This window comes from Aestuariirhabdus sp. LZHN29, from assembly GCF_049985285.1.
Lineage (GTDB): Bacteria > Pseudomonadota > Gammaproteobacteria > Pseudomonadales > Aestuariirhabdaceae > Aestuariirhabdus.
In genome coordinates this window covers 1,155,131-1,172,751 of record NZ_JBNIEU010000001.1, presented here as the reverse complement: position 1 = coordinate 1,172,751, position 17,621 = coordinate 1,155,131, and the positions used below count along the sequence as shown (strand labels likewise).

Sequence of the window (17,621 nt, the reverse complement as noted above, 5' to 3'; positions counted from 1 at the left end):
TTACAGGTTCGGGCCCCCGGGCACCACATCATCATCCAGTACCGTCTGGATTGACCTAAAAACCCCGCACTGCGGGGCTTTTTTGTTTCTAAAATCAACCGACCGTATCGGTGGTTCGACGGTTTACAGGTTCGGGCCTCCGGGCACCACATCATCATCCAGTACCGTCTGGATGAACTCAAAGGCCCCGTAAGGCGAGGCTTATTTGTTTCTGAAACACATGCCCGACCCACGACATCTTCACCCCGGGGAGAGTCCCTTTGAGCGCTGGGCTTTGCCCGCAGAACTCACAGGTTGGCGTTGAGCCCGGGGTCAAGCGGGGCTAGTATACTCAGAGCGTGCCGACGGGGCCCTCTGGCCCAATGCGCTACACGCGCTTGCAAGGAGGTATCGATAGCATGGAGCAACAGACACCAGCGCCACGGCCCGGCGCCCTGGGGCGTTACATTCTCGGTACCCTACTGCTGTTCTGTGTTGTCACCGAGGCTCCTGCGGCAGCGCCGCTTCGTTTCTCCGCCATAGAAAACTCAGCCTTCACCGACTTTGCCACCGAGGTATTGACCGAAGCCTATCGGCGGGCCGGGAACTCGATCGAGGTGCAGCCACTGCCCGCGGCGCGAGCTCTTAAAGCATCCAGCTCCGGATTAACCGACGGCGAGCTGTATAGAACCCAGGGGCTGGAAAAGCGCTTCCCCTCGCTTATTCCGGTCAACATCCCTATTTTTCTCTCCCATTGGCAGGCCTATACCAAAAACACACCCCTCGAGATCCACGGCTGGGACAGCCTGAGGGGGGTTAAAATCGGGATCCGACGAGGAATCGCCACTACCGACAAAGGCACCGAGGGGATGAATACCGTATCCACCAATACCAACGAAAGCCTGTTCCAATTACTGGTTGCTGACCGGGTAGATGTGATTGTGCTGTCAAAAATCAACGCCCAAAAAGAGATCAACAAAGCGGATTACCCCGAGGTTACCCTGCAGTCGCCTGCGGTGCAGATTGTTCCCGTCTACCATTACCTGCACAAAAAAAATGCCGCCTTGATCCCCCCTCTCGAAGAGGCGCTGCTGGCGATGACCAACGATGGTGAACTCGCACAAATCACCGACAAGCACTGGCCCTGGCTGGTCCAGTAGAGGGGGCCCGGTACCGGAGCTATGCTGCTCCGAGGTGGGACAGGATGGCCGTATCCCTGAAACTCTTTTGCAAGCCGGAACCCGCCTTTACTGGTTACTAAACAGGCAAGAATTCGGCCTCTGCTATTCCATCCTTATCCCGTTACCTGTATAAGGGCCGCCATGAAGATCCCCAAACGAATCCAACCCCTGTTCGAGGATGGCCTGGTCGACGAGGTTATTCGCCCCCTGATGAGCGGCAAAGAAGCGTCCGTTTACCTGGTACGCTGCGGTGATGATATCCGCTGCGCCAAGGTCTACAAGGAGGCCAGTCAGCGCAGCTTTCATCAGGCCGTTCAATATCAGGAGGGGCGCAAGGTGCGCAACAGCCGTCGTGCCCGCGCGATGGAGAAGGGTTCCAAATTCGGCCGCAAGCAACAGGAAGATGCCTGGCATAACGCCGAGGTTGATGCACTCTACCGCTGTGCTGCGGCCGGAGTCCGGGTTCCCCAGCCCTTTGGCTGTTTCGACGGCGTACTGCTGATGGAGCTGATCACCGGCGAAGACGGGCTGGTGGCTCCGCGCCTTAACGATGTTTCCATGTCTGCCGAGCAGGCGCGCGAAGACCACGCAACGGTCATTCGCGACGTCGTGCGTATGCTCTGTGCCGGGCTGGTGCATGGAGACCTGTCCGAGTTCAACGTGCTGGTCGACGCCTATGGTCCGGTTATCATCGACCTGCCCCAGGCGGTCGATGCCGCCGCCAACAATCATGCCCAGTGGATGCTGGCCCGTGATATCAATAATATGCGCGATTATTACGGCCAGTACGCCCCGGATCTGCTGAACACCCAGTTCGCCAAGGAGATCTGGGCGCTGTATGAAGAGGGTGAACTGACACCGGAGAGCGAACTATCCGGCCTGTTCAAAGAGGATACCCAGGCCGCCGACGTCGATTCGGTGTTAATGGAGATCAAAGCGGCCTTCGACGAGGAGCAGGCGCGGGTAGAGCGCCTGCGCGAAGCCAACGAGGCCACCTAAGGCCTGGCCACCTCATTTACTCTGACCCCGATCTAGCGTAGTATGCGCGCCCCTATTGTCATAGGCTCGACTTGATCCGGGCAGGTAACCACCGCGGCCAAGGCGGATAGTAATAATCCGTCCCGCTGGCGCGGTAGTGCATGCTTTTACAGCCCGCATAAACACCTTCAGATCCGATGTTTGCCCTCCCCCCTGACGCGGGAGGTTCGCCGCCATCACCCCAACACGCAGGAAATCCAGATGATCGAAACCATAAAGCGAGACTGGTTCTCCAATATTAAAAATGACCTGCTGGCCGGCATCGTCGTGGCGCTGGCGCTGGTGCCCGAAGCGATCGCTTTCTCCATTATTGCCGGAGTTGATCCCAAGGTCGGCCTTTACGCCTCCTTTTGCATCGCCGTGGTCATCGCTTTCGTAGGCGGTCGGCCCGGCATGATCAGTGCCGCCACCGGTGCTATGGCGCTGCTAATGATCACCCTGGTCAAGGAGCACGGTCTCGAGTATCTGCTGGCCGCGACGCTATTAACCGGCGTATTGCAGATCGGCGCGGGTTACTTGAAGCTGGGAAGCCTGATGCGTTTCGTTTCACGTTCGGTGGTCACCGGCTTCGTCAACGCCCTTGCGATCCTCATCTTTATGGCCCAGCTGCCGGAGCTGACTAACGTCACCTGGCATGTTTACGCCATGACGTCTGCGGGCCTTGGTATCATCTACCTGTTCCCGCTGCTACCCGTTATTGGTAAATCGGTGCCCTCGCCGCTGGTGTGTATTCTGAGCCTGACCGCCGTTGCGATGGTGTTGGGGCTGGATATTCGAACCGTCGGTGACATGGGGGAGTTACCCGATACGTTGCCCATTTTTCTATGGCCAGATGTTCCGCTGACGCTTGAAACCCTGGTCATCATCTTCCCCTACGCCGCCGGACTCGCTGTGGTGGGCCTGCTGGAATCGATGATGACCGCCACCATCGTCGATGATTTAACCGATACCCCCAGCGACAAAAACCGTGAATGCAAGGGTCAGGGCATCGCCAACATCGGCGCAGGAATGCTGGGGGGCATGGCTGGTTGCGCCATGATCGGCCAGTCGATCATCAACGTGAAATCCGGTGGCCGCGGTCGACTATCCACCTTTACTGCCGGGTTCGTGCTGCTTGTTATGGTGGTGTTCCTCGACGAGTGGCTCAAGCAGATCCCCATGGCCGCCCTGGTAGCGGTCATGATCATGGTCTCCATCGGTACCTTCTCCTGGGACTCGCTTCGAGACCTCAAGAAGCACCCTCTATCCACCAATATTGTGATGATTACAACGGTCGCGGTGGTCGTTGCGACCCATAACCTGGCGATCGGGGTATTTGTTGGCGTACTGTTGGCGTCGCTGTTTTTTGCCAACAAAATTGGTCGCTTTATGGTCGTCAAAAACCAAACCAACGACGACACCAGCTCCCGCCGTTATCAGGTTGTGGGGCAGGTATTTTTCGCATCGTCGGATCAGTTCACCAACTCTTTCGATTTTAAAGAGGCCCTTGAGCATGTCACAATCGACCTCTCCCAGGCGCATTTTTGGGACATCACCTCGGTGGCGGCCCTCGATAAGGTGGTGGTAAAGTTTCGCCGCGAGGGTACGGAGGTTGATGTCATCGGAATGAACGAAGCGACACAAACCGTGGTTGATAAATTCGGGGTTTATGGAAAGCCCGAAGAGGTCGAAAAAATGATGGCCGGACATTAACGGATTAATCGGAGATAGAACAATGATCAACATTACCGCCTGCATTGATGGCTCGGCAATTTCCGGATCCGTATGCGAAGCTGCCGCCTGGGCAGGCACCCGACTGGACGCTCCCCTGACCTTTCTTCATGTACTGGAAAAACCCAACGCCCCGGCCAAGGAGGATCTATCCGGCGCCATAGGGCTGGGCAGTCGCGAACACCTGCTCGATGAGCTCACCCTGTTGGACGAGAAGCGCGCAAAGCTGGCGCTGGAGCACGGCAAGCATATGCTGGAAGACGCCAAGGCCCGTGCCATTGCATTGGGTGCCACCGACGTCGCCCTGAAGCAACGCCATGGAAACCTGATGGAGGAGCTGGTAGCGTGCGAAGCCGATGCCCGGCTCTTCGTGATGGGCCGACTGGGCAATGATCACGACATCAACGCACAGGCGATCGGGTCCCATCTCGAAAGCGTGGTGCGTGCGATCCACACCCCGATTCTGGTAACCGTTGGTGAGTTTGTTCGGCCTACAAACTACATGATCGCTTACGATGGCAGTGAAACCGCCAACAAGGCGATCAAGCGTATCTCCACAAGCCCGCTGCTAAAATCCATGCCAGGGCATATTGTCATGGTTGATGGTGACAGCGAAGCAAACCGGAACACGCTGCAGCGGGCCGTCGACCTTCTGTTGGACAGTGGCCACCAGATTACGGGGCATCTGGTTGACGGCGTAGTGCTGGAGTGCCTGGAGCAGTTCCGGCAACACAACAACATCGACCTGCTGGTGATGGGGGCTTACGGCCATTCCCGTATCCGCGACTTTTTTGTCGGCAGCAACACGTCAAAAATGATCGGCAACAGCGTTATACCGGTACTGTTACTGCGCAAGTAGAAAGCGCGTTGAGCACACTCCAGCCTGGCAGGTCAGGGTGTGCTCGAAATGCGTTCGTTCAAGGCTTCTTTAACAGGTTCTTGGAGAGCAACTCATCGGTAAAGCTTTCAACCGAGCTGTCCCGCAAACCATCCAGATTTTCAATGTCGCTAATGTCTGATGAGGCTTGCCAAACCCGCTGTTCTGTTTGCGTCTGGTAAAGGTCGGAAATCAGCGTGACCCTGGTATTGGTGGTCCATGACGCAGGATCGGAATAGACATTGAATATGTAGCCGTAATAACCCCCGAAGCCCCGACCGTAACCTCCCGTATAGACAGGCATCACGGTGTAGTAACTGGTTCCCCGGTGGTATACCTCCTCTTCGGTGGAACCCACATAACGAACCACCAAAATGCTCTCCAGCTTTTCAGCCCGCGCGGCACCCAGCACCTCCTCTTTGGTTCCGTTTCTTGGCACCAAAGTGTAACTGGATACGGCCCGTACGCCCTTGCGCTGCAATATTTTTACAAAGGCATTTTCAAATTCGGCGCGTATCTGCTGGCTGTCGGGTTTTTCCCCCGCCACGGCAATCACCAAAACCCCGTCGAGACTGCTTTCGCTCACCTGCGGATCTATCCAGGCATTGGTGATTTTGGCACTGCTGCCACAACCTGCCAGCACCAGGGCGACTGCCGCCAGTACCCACTTCATCCCTAACTTGATCATACGATCATCCTTTTATAGAGGCGTTTTAAAAACTGTTTTTAACAACGTTCGGCGCGCTCATCCATAGTATCACCGCGGACTCCAACCATAGCCATCATTCAATAGCCCCGTTCAGGATCAACAGACTCCAGGCTCTCACCCGCCTGCAGCTGTTCAATATTGCGGGCAATCTGCTGCGCCGCACTGTCGATAGGGGTAGGCGCAGATATATGGGGAGTTATCAGCACTTTTTTGCTGTCGTATAGCGGGCTGTCGGCCGCGAGGGGTTCACTTTCGAATACATCCAACAGGGCGCCACGCAGATGATCCCCGTCGAGCAGCTCCAGCAAGGCGTCGGTATCCAGCACCTCTCCACGACCACAACTAATCACCACCGCGCCCTCGGGCAGCGCGGACAACCGCTCCCGATTCAGTAACCGTCGGGTTTCCGGTGTGGAAGGCAAGATGCTCACCAGCGCCCGGGTGCGCGATAAAAACCGCTCCAGCTCAGCGTCACCGGCAAAACTTTCGACGCCCGCAATCGATTTGGCCTGACGACTCCAACCCATCACAGGATACCCTTCGGCGGACAGCTTGGCAGCGACCTGGGACCCGATTGCGCCCAGCCCCATCACCCCGACAGGCCAGTGCGATCGACCCCGAACACCATAAGGCCGCCACTGCCGGTCCTTTTGTTGAAGACGATAGCGATCCATATCTCGACCGAAGTGCAGCAACCCGTAGCGTACATAGTCCAACATCCACGCGGCCATCCCGGCATCGCGAAGCTTATAGATCGGTACCCCTGGGGGCAGTTGGGGGGTGGCCAACAGCGAGTCGACCCCCGCTCCCAGGTTGAAGATTCCCCGCAACCGGCGCTGTCCTTGAAACAGCTCAGTGGGTGCCTTCCACACCAAAGCGTAGTCTGCCTGCCAGTCTATCGGGGCCTCGCCATAGACCTCTATCTCTGCCGCCGGAAGGTAGCGCTTAAGGGCTTCTAGCCAGCGGAGTGAAACCCCTGTACTGGAGTAGAATAGTAGTTTGACAGCGCTCACCGGTTTGCCCTCAATTCACATCAATTGGGTTCATTGTATCCACTCTGCTCTACACTGGATACGCATGGAATACCGTATCGTCGCCGACCTGTTGCTGCTACTGCACCTGCTTTTTATCCTCTTCGCTGTGTTCGGCGGCCTGCTCTGCCTGCGCTGGCGCTGGGCGTGTTTGCTGCACCTTCCGGCGGTTGTCTGGGTAGTGCTACTGGAGTTTAACGGTTGGATATGCCCCCTCACGCCACTGGAAAACCGCTTTCGCTGGATGGCCGGGGAGGAGGGTTATCGGGGTGGATTTATCGAGCACTACCTGATCCCATTGATCTACCCCCCGGGTCTCACCCTGGAGACTCAGGTATGGCTGGGTATCGGCGCCCTGGCCATCAACCTGGTGCTGTACGGGCTGGTGATTAGCCATCTCCGCCGGCGCTAGCAATCCAGCTACCTGCGCCTGGAATGTGGCACAATGGCGCAACCCTTAACGAACGTCTCGCCATGTCGCCTACTAACCTACGCTACCTGCAAGGATACTCCCCCGCGTTACTCCAGCAGGCGAGCGCGCTGGTGGAAAGCGGGCGTCTTCCCGCCTGGCTTCGGGAGCGCTACAACGCTGCACACGACATTCGAAACGACAAATCCCTCTACCTGTACGTGATTGAGATCAAACAGCGCTTCCTGAAACAATCGGGGCCCCTAAGCAAAGTGGTTTACGACGATCGCATCGATGTACTCAACCACGCGCTGGGGCTACACACCCGTATCTCCCGTGTACAGGGTGGCAAACTCAAAGCCAAGCGGGAAATCCGGATCGCTTCGCTGTTTCGGGATGCACCGCCGCCGATGCTGGAGATGATCGTGGTTCACGAACTGGCCCACCTGCGGGAGATGGATCATAACAAGGCGTTTTATAAGCTCTGCTGTCACATGCAGCCGGACTATCACCAACGAGAACTCGATACCCGTCTTTACCTGACCTGCCTGGATCAGTTTGGTCCGCTTTAGAGAAATAAAAGAATTCCGTTGACCGCTAGGGTTGCTCCAGCGCCAGGCGCAGACCAAACCCCATCAACAGGGTACCGGTAATCCCATTCATCACCTGCCCAACCCGAGGCCGGGCCATCCACAATCGGGCGCGCCCCACCAGTACCACCAGGGCTCCCTGCCACAGGGTGGCGATAATAAAATGCACTGTCGCCATTACCATCGACTGCCCCATTGCCGACTGTTGTGGGTCGATGAACTGGGGTAAAAACGCCATATAAAAAATAATGGTCTTGGGGTTCAGCACATTGGAAAGGAAACCTTCTCGCAACGATTGGTGCGCCGAGACCCGCAGCGCAACAATATCGGGCAGGGTCAGCGCCCGCGCCCGCCACGCCGTGCGCAGGCTTTGCCATCCCAGCCACACCAGATAGGCCGCACCAACATACTTAACCAGCAAAAATAACTCGGCCGATCCCAGCAAAATAATCGACAGGCCCGCCGCAGAGATCAGTGCGTGGATAAAGAGGCCGCTGCAGATGCCCGCGCTGGTCAGCAAGCCGTCTCTTACCCCTCCCCGTGCCGCATTGCGAATCACCAACAGGGTATCCAGACCGGGCGTAAGGGTCAGTGCGGTGATCGCCAATAGAAAGGGCAACCACTGAAAATGATCGAACATTGCTTGCTCTCCACCATGGGTAGTCGCTGGCCACGCTGATTCAGCGCTCGAGGCCAGCACACCCTAAAAAGTCTCTCGTCCAGCGCCAGATCATAACCTAAAGCGGGTAGCACTCAAGGGGCGGAGGTACTGGGAGTGGCGTGGGTGGAGCCTGGCAGCTCGCTGAAACTGCAAAAGCGGTTGCGGCCCGCGTGCTTGGCCGCATAAAGCGCCTGATCGGCCTTATGCAGTACGGCATCGAGTGTCTCCCCGCTATTGGCGAGATAACCACCGGCGCTCACCTGGATCTGTACGCGCTTGCCCTCATTATCAAACAGATGATTTTCTTGCTCCACGGAGATCCGCAAACGCTCTCCCACCACATTAAGCAGGCTCTCATCGCAGGTATCGATCAACACCAGAAATTCGTCGCCTCCCCAGCGCGCCGCACAGTCGTAGGCGCGTAATACCGATTCAATGCTCCGCGCGACGGCTTTCAATGCCTGGTCCCCAACGCTATGACCATGCTGGTCGTTGATCTGCTTGAACAGGTCCAGATCGATCCAGATGATACCAAAGCTGCGGGACTCTCGATCGCCACGACTTACCTCCGCTTCCAAACGCTCGGTCATACCCCGGCGATTCAATAGCTCGGTCAGGGTGTCGGTCTTACTGAGATGATCCAGCGCTTCGGTGCGCTTAAGCACCTTAAGCTCCAGCTCTTCGCGGGCGGCCGTGACCGAACTCGCCATACGCCTGAAATGCTCAATCAGGCGCGCCACCTCACCCCGGGTGCCCTTGGGTAACTGTTCCGGGCTGTAGCTGCCTTCACTCATCTGGTTCATGGCCTGCTCCAGCTGCGCCAAGGGGACCAGCAGATAACGCTCCAGCGCCAGATGAAAAAACAGCAGGGCAATCACCAACACCACCAGATAGACCGACAGAATACCGCTGAAGCTGCTCAGCGGCAGTAACACATCAAGGTCCATCAACACAATTTCGTACCAGCCCACCTCTGGCAGGTAGGCCACACTGGAAAGAAAGCGCTTCCCCTTGACCTCCACAAACCGACTAATGACCCGGTAATCGGAGGACTCCAGCTGGGACATCGCATCCCGCATCACTTTTCGATCTTCAGGCCGATCAAACAGCAGATCGAGGGTTTTACGCTGCGCCGGCTGGCTCACACTGGAAAAATCGATCATGGTCTGGTCACGATAGGCCTGAATCGCACCCTCGTGATCTACAAACAGACTGGTAATTCCCGGCTCCACCTGTTTGATAACCCGCTCAATAAATTCGGTCAGGTCGAGCCCCGTACCCACCACCCCCAACACCTCGTCACCGTCACGCATCAACACGTCGATCCATAATTTGGTAACGCCGAGGTTCACATCGGGGTTGACGTTCAGGTGCAGGTCCCGTTGCTGCCGAATAATACTGTAAAACCAGCGGGCGGCCTCTGTGCCCGGGTTGAGGGAGTACCGGTACTGCTTGCCCGCGTATTCATTGGCGCTATTGTTATGGTAGTAACGCCCGGATTTTAGCAGCGCGACAAAGTAGCTTTGGTCGGAGAAATTGAGGCGGAAATTTTCCATCTCCGAGATCGCACGGCGCGTCAGCTCCGGATCATCTGGGTTCCGCGCCCACTCTTTGAGCTGGCTGGAATTGGCAAGCTGGCGCGACAGAGTAATTTCACGAATGATCGGCTGAAGGGTGCGAACTTTATCGTAAAGCACCTGTTTCTCTGCGTAGCGAACCGCCCACTGCTCGATCAGGTTCTCGGCCAACTGGCGCACAGGAACCCAGGCAACAGCGCCGGCCAGTATCACCAGCGCGGTGGTAAAAATAAAAAATCGCAACCTCAGATTCATACCCTTCCCTGTCAATGACTGCGAACGCTGCGTCGTTCAATTTTCCGCTATCGTATCCCAGATGATAACGGCAAACTGACTACCGCTTTGCTTTATTAAGCAAAACCTTTCGTTTAAGGCATTTTTTGCCGAGCATCGCCATCGATTCTTAAGCATATCTCTGCCACAGCCCCAGCGCTCCCCTCTACAATAGACACCTTTATCACATCTTACCGACTACAGGATACGACATCGTGCTTGCTATCTCTCGCTCCCATCTGTTGCTGATCAGTGTTGCGGCCATCTGGGGATTTGCCTTCGTCGCCCAGAGCGCCGGCATGGATTACCTGGAACCCCACAGCTTTAATGCCGCCCGCTTCGTACTGGGGGCGATATCACTGATTCCGCTTTGGTTAGTAATGAGTCGCGGCAAGATGCCCCATGGCCGTACGTTGTGGATCGGGGGCCTGTTGGCAGGTTGCGTAATGTTTGGCGGCTTTACCTTCCAGCAGATCGGCCTACTGCACACCACCGCAGGAAATGCGGGCTTCATTACCGGTATGTATATCGTCATGGTGCCGATTGTCGGTACCCTGCTCGGCCAGAGCACCAATCCGCAGACCTGGATCGGGGTGTTACTCGCGGTGCTGGGCCTCTACAGCCTTACCATCGGTCCCGAGTTCAAGGTGAACTATGGCGATATGCTGGAGCTGGTCGGTGCCCTGTTCTGGACCGCCCATGTACTGATCATCGGTTGGCTGTCCCGCAAAGTCGATGCTATCAGCCTCTCTATCTGCCAGTTTGCGGTTGCGGCCCTATTGGCGATGCTGTTCGCGATAACGACCGAGACACCAACAATGCAAGGTTTCCAGGCCGCCTGGATGCCCCTTCTCTACGCAGGCATCGCCTCCAGTGGTATCGCCTGTACCCTGCAAATCATCGCCCAGCGCAAAGTGGAACCCAGCGTCACCGCACTGATCCTCTCTACCGAAGCGATATTTGCCGTCATTGGGGGTTGGATGCTATTGGGCGAAAGCATGGGCAGCAAACAGTTGCTGGGATGTTGCCTGATGCTCATGGGAATGCTGGTTAGCCAATGGCCCACAGGACGCCAGCGGGCGTTGGCCACCGAGGGCGAGGGGTAGTTATCCCTGAAAAAACAAAGCTGGTGAAAGGTTCCCCGGGGGGGCGCTACCTGAAACTGCCAGGCAGTGCTCGGTGTACCGGCTCCTTGAGTACCACCATGGTATTGGTATCGCTAAGAGCGCAGATCTCTTCGAGAACCTCATCCAGCAGTGCCAAAGACTTCACCGCCAGCTTGAGAATAAAGGCTTGCTCACCGGTGACGTTATAACACTCAATCACCTCATCCCGCTCCAGTATCAGGGTCTTCAACGCTTGCTCCTTGGACCGAAACACCTTGCACTGGACCAGCGCGACGATCGGGTAGCCCAGCTTGTCGAGATCCACCTGCACTCCGTAACCGCGAATAACCCCCGCCGCCTCCATTTTGCGAACCCGCTCCGCCACCGCCGGTGCCGAAAGATGCACTCGTTCACCAAGTTTGGCAAAAGAGATACGAGCATTTTCCTGCAGGGCAATCAGAATCTTGCGGTTGATGGTATCGAGCATGGAAGTTCCGTTGGGCAACCAGGGGGAGATCAGGCGCCTGAGTTTAGCACCTGACCTCCGCTTCCGGCAGACGGGGGGACAACCCCGTTTGAGACAGATCGCACAGTCAGGGAGGCGAAGACCGCTTGCGATGCGCCCGGGCCTGGGTATCAGCCGCCATCACCCCTGCTCGCCGCTTTTTCCATGCCTTGGGCTGGGGTTCGAGTCCCAAGCAGCCGACTCAGTAGAGGCAGCAACAGGACCACCAGCGCCAGCAGCATAATGCCCAGTGTCAGCGGACGCTCCCATAGGAATGCAAAACTTCCATCGGACAGGGTGAGCGCGCGACTCAGGTTACGCTCCATCATGTCGCCGAGAATAAATCCAAGCAGCATCGGTGCCATGGGGAAGTCGAGCAGTTTGAGCCCAATGGCGGCGATCGTGATAAACACCATCATGTGGATATCGAAGCTGTTAAAACTCACCAGATAAACCCCGGTGATGGAAAAGAAAAGAATCAAGGGGATCAGAATCGGCCGGGGGATGACCAGTAACCGCGAGATATAGGGTATCAACGGTAAGTTGAGGATCAGCAGCACCACGTTGCCGAGATACATCGAAATAATGACCGACCAGAACACCTCCGGGTTATCGACAAACAGGCGGGGGCCCGGTTGAATGCCGTAGGAGATCAGCGCGCCCAGCATAATGGCCGTGGTGCCAGAGCCCGGTATGCCGAGGGTCAACAGGGGTACAAAGGATCCCGTAGAGGCGGCGTTATTAGCCGATTCCGGTGCCGCCAGGCCGCGTAGAGAGCCTTTTCCAAACTGCAATTTCTGCTTGGCAGAGGCAATATTGCGCTCGAAACCGTAGGCCAGAAACGAGGCAATGGTCGCCCCCGCGCCGGGTAACACACCGACCAGAAATCCGAACACCGAGGAGCGGGCGACGGTGGGGGCGATCTCTTTCACCTCCTCCTTGCTCAGCTTCATACTGCCAAGCTCGCTCATATCCATCTTCGCCTCTTGCTGGCGATGCTCTCCCCTTAACACCGTCATCACCACTTCGGTAAGCGCGAATGTCGCCATCGCCAGTAGCAGGAAGCTAACGCCATCGACCAGATCCAGGGAGTTAAAGGTAAAGCGCGGCGCACCGGACATCACATCGACACCCACCGTGGCAATCATCAAACCAAATACGGTCATCATCAACGCTTTGAGTACCTGCCCCTTGCCGGAGAAGGCCGCTACCGCCGTCAACCCCAGCACCATCAACGCGAAATAGTCGGTCGACTGAAAACTTAATGACACCGACGCTAACGCAGGGGCCGCCACCAGCAGCATGATGGCTCCCACGGTGCCTCCGGTAAACGAGGAGTATGCCGCCAGTGCCAACGCCTTTCCGGCTTGTTTCTGCTGGGCCAGCGGGTAACCGTCAAAAGCGGTCACCACGGTACTGGCGCAACCCGGCGCATTGATCAGGATAGAGGAGGTCGAGCCCCCAAAAACGGCGCCATAGTAAACCCCGGCCATCAGAATCATGCCGGAGGAGGGGTCGAGCCCGAAGGTGATCGGGATCATCAGTGCCACCGCCGAGATCGGCCCCAACCCTGGCAACATGCCAATAAAGGTGCCGGCAAAACAGCCGACGAACACCATCATCAGGTTAAAGGGCATCACCGCGGTGGAGAGACCGGTAACTATTCCATCTAGCATGACTCAGGCTCCCCAAAACATCGTAAATAGGCGACCGGGAGCCAGGTACACCCCCAACAGTTTCGCCAACACCAGCCAGATACCGACCGCGAAGGGCACCGAGGCCAACAGCAGGATCTTGATGCGGTGCTCACCCAGCAGGTAATAGCCCCCCATCAGGAAAAAGATGGTTGATATCAAAAAACCAACCCAGCCAAGGGCCAGGGCAAAAGCGACGACCAATGCCAGCAACTTGGCGACCAGGATAAAATCGAGGCCCTGCAGCTCAACGGCTTGGTCGGGGCCACCACGGGACGACACCAGCATCAGGAAAGAGAGAATGCACCCCATTGCCGCCAGCGCGCTCGGCAAGCTTTGAGCGGTAAAAGGCTCAAACTCGTCACCCGGCAGCAGGGGGATCAGGGTCGTGTAGTAGCCATAGGCGATCGACAGGCACAGAAACACCAAGCCACCGATACGGTCTTTGGTCATGATCATAGTATTTTCCAGGGCGAGCCTACTGCCCGCATGTTTAAGCAAAACTCCCACCTGCAGGGTGGGAGTTCAGGGGGAGAAACCGCTTACTTCAGAAAGCCCAACTCGCGCATCAGGTCGCCTACAACCTGCTCCTGACTTTCCAGGAAAGAGACAAACTCGGCACCCGGCTTGTAGATTTCGGTCCAGCCATAGCGCGCCCGAACCTCTTTCCACTCGGGGGTGGCGTACATCTCGCCCAACATTTTCTCAAAGCGCGCCGCTTCCTCTGCGGACAGGCCAGGCGCGCCGAAAAATCCACGCCAGTTAACAAAGCTGGCATCGTAGCCAAGCTCTTTCAGGGTAGGCACGTCGGCGGCGGCGTCAGAGCGCTCATCCCCGGTCATAACAAGAATGCGTACCTGCCCGGCTTCAGCCATCGCCAATGCCTCGCTCAGGCCTGTTGAAAGCACGTCACTTTCACCCGACAGCAATCCGGCCATCGCTTTACCACCCGCATCGTACGGCACATATTTAACTTTACGCGGATCGCCACCGGCGGCCTTGAACGCCAGCGCCGCGACCAGGTGGTCCATACTACCGCGAGCCGAGCCGCCAGCAATGCTGACCGAGCGTGGATTTTTAAGGTAAGCATCCGCTACCTGTGTGAAGCTGGTGTAGGGGGAATCCTTGGCCACAATGAAGGCACCAAAATCACCGATGGTCGCCGCCACCGGGGTCAGGTCACGGAATGACTGCGGAAATACTTTCGATAGGGAGCGGATAACAATGGGGGTAGAGTTCACCATCAAGGTGCCATGGTTCTGGTCCGCGGTTTCGATCAGGTGCGCGATGGCTTTACCGCCGCCGCCACCGGACATATTCTCGTACGAAACCGTACCCGCCAGGCCTGACTTGGAGAGGGCTTCACCGACACCTCGTGCGGTGCCATCCCAGCCACCACCGGCGCCACCGGGGATCAGGAAGTGCACCTTCTCTTCGATAGGCGCAGCCAGGGCTGCTCCGGCGCTAACACAGGCGGCCAGGGTGGCAGCCAACAGGGTGACAGGCTTGCGCTTAAATAAACTCAACATAGGGATATCCTCATTATTGTTTTAGGTGTTATTCAGCTATTTTTTTACTGCCGGCTCGAACCAGCAAGTTCTCGCTGCCACCAACCTTAGACCCAACAACAAAGCCCTGCACAGCTTGCGGTATTAAAGGCTTTTAAAAACCTAAACATCATTTTGTGCATAATGTTCACGGGCGTTGGCGAAGGCCCGGCCCTAACATCAAACAAAAAATCTGGAGAGCCTGCCCGGTGCTATCGCTGCGCAAATTTAAACTCAAAACCCGTATGGTGCTGGTGCTCGGGCTCATTGCATTGCTGCCCACCAGTCTTATCGGCGCCTTTGCACTGCACTACATCAGCGTTTCTCTCGAAGATCAGATCGGTCAACGGGCACTGGATGTCGCCAAAACCATCGCCCTGGCTCCACAGGTGGTCGAGGGGGTACGCAACCGTGATAGCGCCCATTTGCAACCCATGAGCCAGGTGTTTGCCGAAGGCACTGGCGCCCGCTTTGTGGTGATCGGGGACCGCGAAGGCATTCGCTTGGCGCACCCCAACCCCAAACGCATCGGTCGCTCCATGATCGACGACGATGGCGACGATAACGCCCCCGCCCTGGTGCACGGCCGACCCTACTTATCGAAGGCGTTGGGCAGTATGGGCTTTACCATGCGAGGCAAGGCGCCGGTCTATGATCCCAGCGGCGAGGAGGTGATCGGCATCGTGTCCGTCGGCTACCTGCTCGATTCGGTGCAGGAGGTGATCGGACGCTACCGCACCACACTGATCTCGGTGATGGCGCTGGCCTTCCTGCTCAGCGTGGCGACAGCTATCTGGTTTGCCACCCACTTCAAGCGGGCGATATTCGGTCTCGAACCGGAACAGATCGCGCGCCTGTTTGAGGAGCGCAATGCCACCCTAGAATCCGTGCGCGAAGGTATCATCGCCATCAACGCCGAGGGGGAGATCACTACCTTTAACCGCACCGCCGCGCGGCTCCTGGGTATCGACGACGAAACCGCTTTGACCGGACGCTCCATTCAGGAGGTGCTTCCCGAAAGCCATATGCTCGATGTGCTGCAAAGTGGCACCCCCCAGTTCGACCACGAGGTGTGGCTGGAAAACCGCAACCTGATCGTTAACCGGCTGCCGGTTTTGCGCGGAACCGAAATTACCGGGGTGGTGTCCAGTTTTCGGCGCAAGGATGAACTCGACCTGCTGACTCACAAACTCAGCCACATACAGCAGTACGCCGAAAGCCTGCGCAGCCAGTCCCACGAGTATTCCAATAAGCTGCACACCATCTCCGGGCTCATTCAATTAGGCGCCTTCGACGAAGCGCTGGCGCTGATCGGACAGGAAACCCAAAGCCACCAGGCGTTGCTGCATTTGCTGGTCGAAGCGGTGCCCGACCCCCAGCTGGCGGGTTGCTTGCTGGGCAAGTACAACCGCGCGCGCGAACTGGGGCTCAGCCTCAAAATCGACCCGGAGAGTCAGATGGCCGCGCTTCCCGAACGACTGCCGCGGGAGCTGCTGGTAAGCATCGTCGGCAACCTGCTGGACAACGCCATGGAGGCGACGCTGGCGCACCGAGGTGCCGGCGGTGATATCGGACTCACCATGACCGACCTGGGCAACGACCTGATCTTCGAAATTGAGGATCAGGGCCCCGGCATCAGCGAAGAGGAGCTACCCAGAATTTTCGAGAAGGGGTTTACCAGCAAGCAAACGGAGGGGCATGGCCTGGGCCTGCACCTGGTGCGCAACCTGGTCGAACGCCTGGAGGGCCACCTCACGGTGGAGCCTGGCGATGATGGGGGCAGCCGTTTTACTCTCTACCTGCCCAAAGAGACCCGCACCCACATCCAGGGCGAGGGCAACGATGGCAATTGAATCTACAGGGCAACTATCCGATGATGTCCCCATGCAGTCACCTATTCGAGTCATTATCGCCGAAGACGACCCACAAATTGCGGAGATTCAGCGCCGCTTTCTGGAGCGTATCGATGGTTTTGAGCTGGCCGGCATCGCTCACGGTCTGGAAGAGGCCCAGGACCTGGTGGAGGTGATTCAACCGGAGCTGCTGTTGCTGGATGTACAGTTCCCCACTGGCACCGGGCTCGACTTGCTGCGCCGGCTACGGGCCACCAATTGCGCCACCGATGTCATCCTGATCACCGCCGCCAAGGAGGTTGATACCCTGCGAGAAGCCCTGCGCGCGGGGGTGTTCGATTACATCCTTAAACCATTGGTATTTGAGCGCTTGCAGGAGGCCCTGCATAATTACGCGGCACACCTCAGCCGACTGCGTGGGATGCAGTCTCTGGAACAGAGCCATGTAGACCGCCTGCTCCCCCGTGCCGGTACCGAGCTACCCTCTGCCAAAGAGCGGCTGCCCAAAGGAATAGACCCGCTGACCCTGGATCGAGTGCGTACGGAGTGTGGCCAAAGCACCGCCCCCCTGAGCGCGGAGCAGGTCGGTGAACGCATCGGCGCCAGCCGCACCACGGCGCGGCGCTATCTGGAGCATCTGGTAAGCTGTGCCGAGCTCGAGGCCAGCGTCAGCTACGGCAGTGTCGGGCGCCCGGAACGACGCTACTTGCGGCGGCTCGACTAGGAAGCACCCCGTCGCCCTCCAGCTCAGGAATCAGCCTCTGGCATAGCGGGGTTGGATCGCGCCCCATGGCACCCTGCTTCTGGTCCCCACCCTTCGCAGCCCCCTCCGGCCACTTCGTTCACCCCACTTACCCTGACGTGGTTAGTCCGCCATATCT

The 17,621-nt window shown here is 57.5% G+C and carries 17 protein-coding genes; 9 read left to right on the top strand and 8 right to left on the bottom strand.

Annotation, left to right across the window (positions count from 1 at the left end; translation table 11 throughout):
* Nucleotides 1-398 precede the first annotated feature (398 nt).
* From ACP3PW_RS05650 to ACP3PW_RS05635, 4 genes are all read left to right on the top strand, one after another.
* Nucleotides 399-1,139, top strand: coding sequence for a substrate-binding periplasmic protein (locus ACP3PW_RS05650; RefSeq protein WP_426415699.1), 741 nt, complete (start codon nucleotides 399-401; stop codon nucleotides 1,137-1,139).
* Between the two features lie 162 nt (nucleotides 1,140-1,301).
* On the top strand, nucleotides 1,302-2,159 hold the full coding sequence (locus ACP3PW_RS05645; protein ID WP_426415698.1) for a PA4780 family RIO1-like protein kinase: 858 nt from the start codon (nucleotides 1,302-1,304) through the stop codon (nucleotides 2,157-2,159).
* A 240-nt stretch (nucleotides 2,160-2,399) separates the two neighbouring features.
* Nucleotides 2,400-3,890 (top strand): SulP family inorganic anion transporter, encoded by a 1,491-nt coding sequence (locus ACP3PW_RS05640; RefSeq protein ID WP_426415697.1) that lies wholly within the window; start codon nucleotides 2,400-2,402, stop codon nucleotides 3,888-3,890.
* 22 nt (nucleotides 3,891-3,912) lie between these two features.
* A complete protein-coding gene (locus tag ACP3PW_RS05635) occupies nucleotides 3,913-4,767 on the top strand; it encodes a universal stress protein (RefSeq protein ID WP_426415696.1) in 855 nt (284 codons plus the stop codon).
* Nucleotides 4,768-4,825: 58 nt separating this feature from the next.
* Here the strand turns inward: ACP3PW_RS05635 and ACP3PW_RS05630 are convergent, their stop codons facing one another.
* Both ACP3PW_RS05630 and ACP3PW_RS05625 read right to left on the bottom strand, forming a co-directional pair.
* On the bottom strand, nucleotides 4,826-5,473 hold the full coding sequence (locus tag ACP3PW_RS05630) for a hypothetical protein (protein ID WP_426415695.1): 648 nt from the start codon (nucleotides 5,471-5,473) through the stop codon (nucleotides 4,826-4,828).
* Nucleotides 5,474-5,571: 98 nt separating this feature from the next.
* Nucleotides 5,572-6,507: a 2-hydroxyacid dehydrogenase gene (locus tag ACP3PW_RS05625; RefSeq protein ID WP_426415694.1), complete on the bottom strand. Its 936-nt coding sequence runs from the start codon at nucleotides 6,505-6,507 to the stop codon at nucleotides 5,572-5,574.
* A gap of 64 nt (nucleotides 6,508-6,571) precedes the next feature.
* Here ACP3PW_RS05625 and ACP3PW_RS05620 point away from each other — a divergent pair, with 64 nt between their 5' ends.
* Nucleotides 6,572-6,937 carry a DUF2784 domain-containing protein gene (locus ACP3PW_RS05620; protein WP_426415693.1) on the top strand — a complete coding sequence of 122 codons (366 nt, stop codon included), beginning with the start codon at nucleotides 6,572-6,574 and terminating at the stop codon, nucleotides 6,935-6,937.
* Between the two features lie 62 nt (nucleotides 6,938-6,999).
* Nucleotides 7,000-7,506 carry a M48 family metallopeptidase gene (locus tag ACP3PW_RS05615; RefSeq protein WP_426415692.1) on the top strand — a complete coding sequence of 169 codons (507 nt, stop codon included), beginning with the start codon at nucleotides 7,000-7,002 and terminating at the stop codon, nucleotides 7,504-7,506.
* A 25-nt stretch (nucleotides 7,507-7,531) separates the two neighbouring features.
* Here the strand turns inward: ACP3PW_RS05615 and ACP3PW_RS05610 are convergent, their stop codons facing one another.
* Together ACP3PW_RS05610 and ACP3PW_RS05605 are read right to left on the bottom strand one after the other, a co-directional pair.
* The gene (locus tag ACP3PW_RS05610; RefSeq protein WP_426415691.1) at nucleotides 7,532-8,164 is read right to left on the bottom strand and encodes a LysE family translocator; all 633 of its coding nucleotides are present in this window, start codon (nucleotides 8,162-8,164) and stop codon (nucleotides 7,532-7,534) included.
* A gap of 113 nt (nucleotides 8,165-8,277) precedes the next feature.
* Complete coding sequence (locus ACP3PW_RS05605; protein WP_426415690.1) at nucleotides 8,278-10,017, bottom strand: diguanylate cyclase domain-containing protein; 1,740 nt, start codon at nucleotides 10,015-10,017, stop codon at nucleotides 8,278-8,280.
* A gap of 233 nt (nucleotides 10,018-10,250) precedes the next feature.
* Between ACP3PW_RS05605 and ACP3PW_RS05600 the strand changes: the two genes are divergently transcribed.
* Complete coding sequence (locus ACP3PW_RS05600; protein ID WP_426415689.1) at nucleotides 10,251-11,141, top strand: DMT family transporter; 891 nt, start codon at nucleotides 10,251-10,253, stop codon at nucleotides 11,139-11,141.
* Between the two features lie 46 nt (nucleotides 11,142-11,187).
* Here ACP3PW_RS05600 and ACP3PW_RS05595 read toward each other — a convergent pair whose 3' ends face one another.
* The 4 genes from ACP3PW_RS05595 to ACP3PW_RS05580 form a co-directional block, all read right to left on the bottom strand.
* Nucleotides 11,188-11,628 (bottom strand): Lrp/AsnC family transcriptional regulator, encoded by a 441-nt coding sequence (locus ACP3PW_RS05595; RefSeq protein WP_426415688.1) that lies wholly within the window; start codon nucleotides 11,626-11,628, stop codon nucleotides 11,188-11,190.
* Nucleotides 11,629-11,777: 149 nt separating this feature from the next.
* Nucleotides 11,778-13,322, bottom strand: coding sequence for a tripartite tricarboxylate transporter permease (locus ACP3PW_RS05590; protein WP_426415687.1), 1,545 nt, complete (start codon nucleotides 13,320-13,322; stop codon nucleotides 11,778-11,780).
* A gap of 3 nt (nucleotides 13,323-13,325) precedes the next feature.
* On the bottom strand, nucleotides 13,326-13,799 hold the full coding sequence (locus ACP3PW_RS05585; protein WP_426415686.1) for a tripartite tricarboxylate transporter TctB family protein: 474 nt from the start codon (nucleotides 13,797-13,799) through the stop codon (nucleotides 13,326-13,328).
* A gap of 83 nt (nucleotides 13,800-13,882) precedes the next feature.
* Nucleotides 13,883-14,869, bottom strand: a complete 987-nt coding sequence (locus tag ACP3PW_RS05580) for a tripartite tricarboxylate transporter substrate binding protein (protein WP_426415685.1) — start codon at nucleotides 14,867-14,869, stop codon at nucleotides 13,883-13,885.
* 227 nt (nucleotides 14,870-15,096) lie between these two features.
* Here ACP3PW_RS05580 and ACP3PW_RS05575 point away from each other — a divergent pair, with 227 nt between their 5' ends.
* Nucleotides 15,097-16,740, top strand: coding sequence for an ATP-binding protein (locus ACP3PW_RS05575; RefSeq protein WP_426415684.1), 1,644 nt, complete (start codon nucleotides 15,097-15,099; stop codon nucleotides 16,738-16,740).
* Nucleotides 16,730-17,464, top strand: a complete 735-nt coding sequence (locus ACP3PW_RS05570) for a response regulator (RefSeq protein WP_426415683.1) — start codon at nucleotides 16,730-16,732, stop codon at nucleotides 17,462-17,464. Before ACP3PW_RS05575 ends, ACP3PW_RS05570 begins: the two co-directional genes overlap by 11 nt.
* Nucleotides 17,465-17,621: the final 157 nt, after the last annotated feature.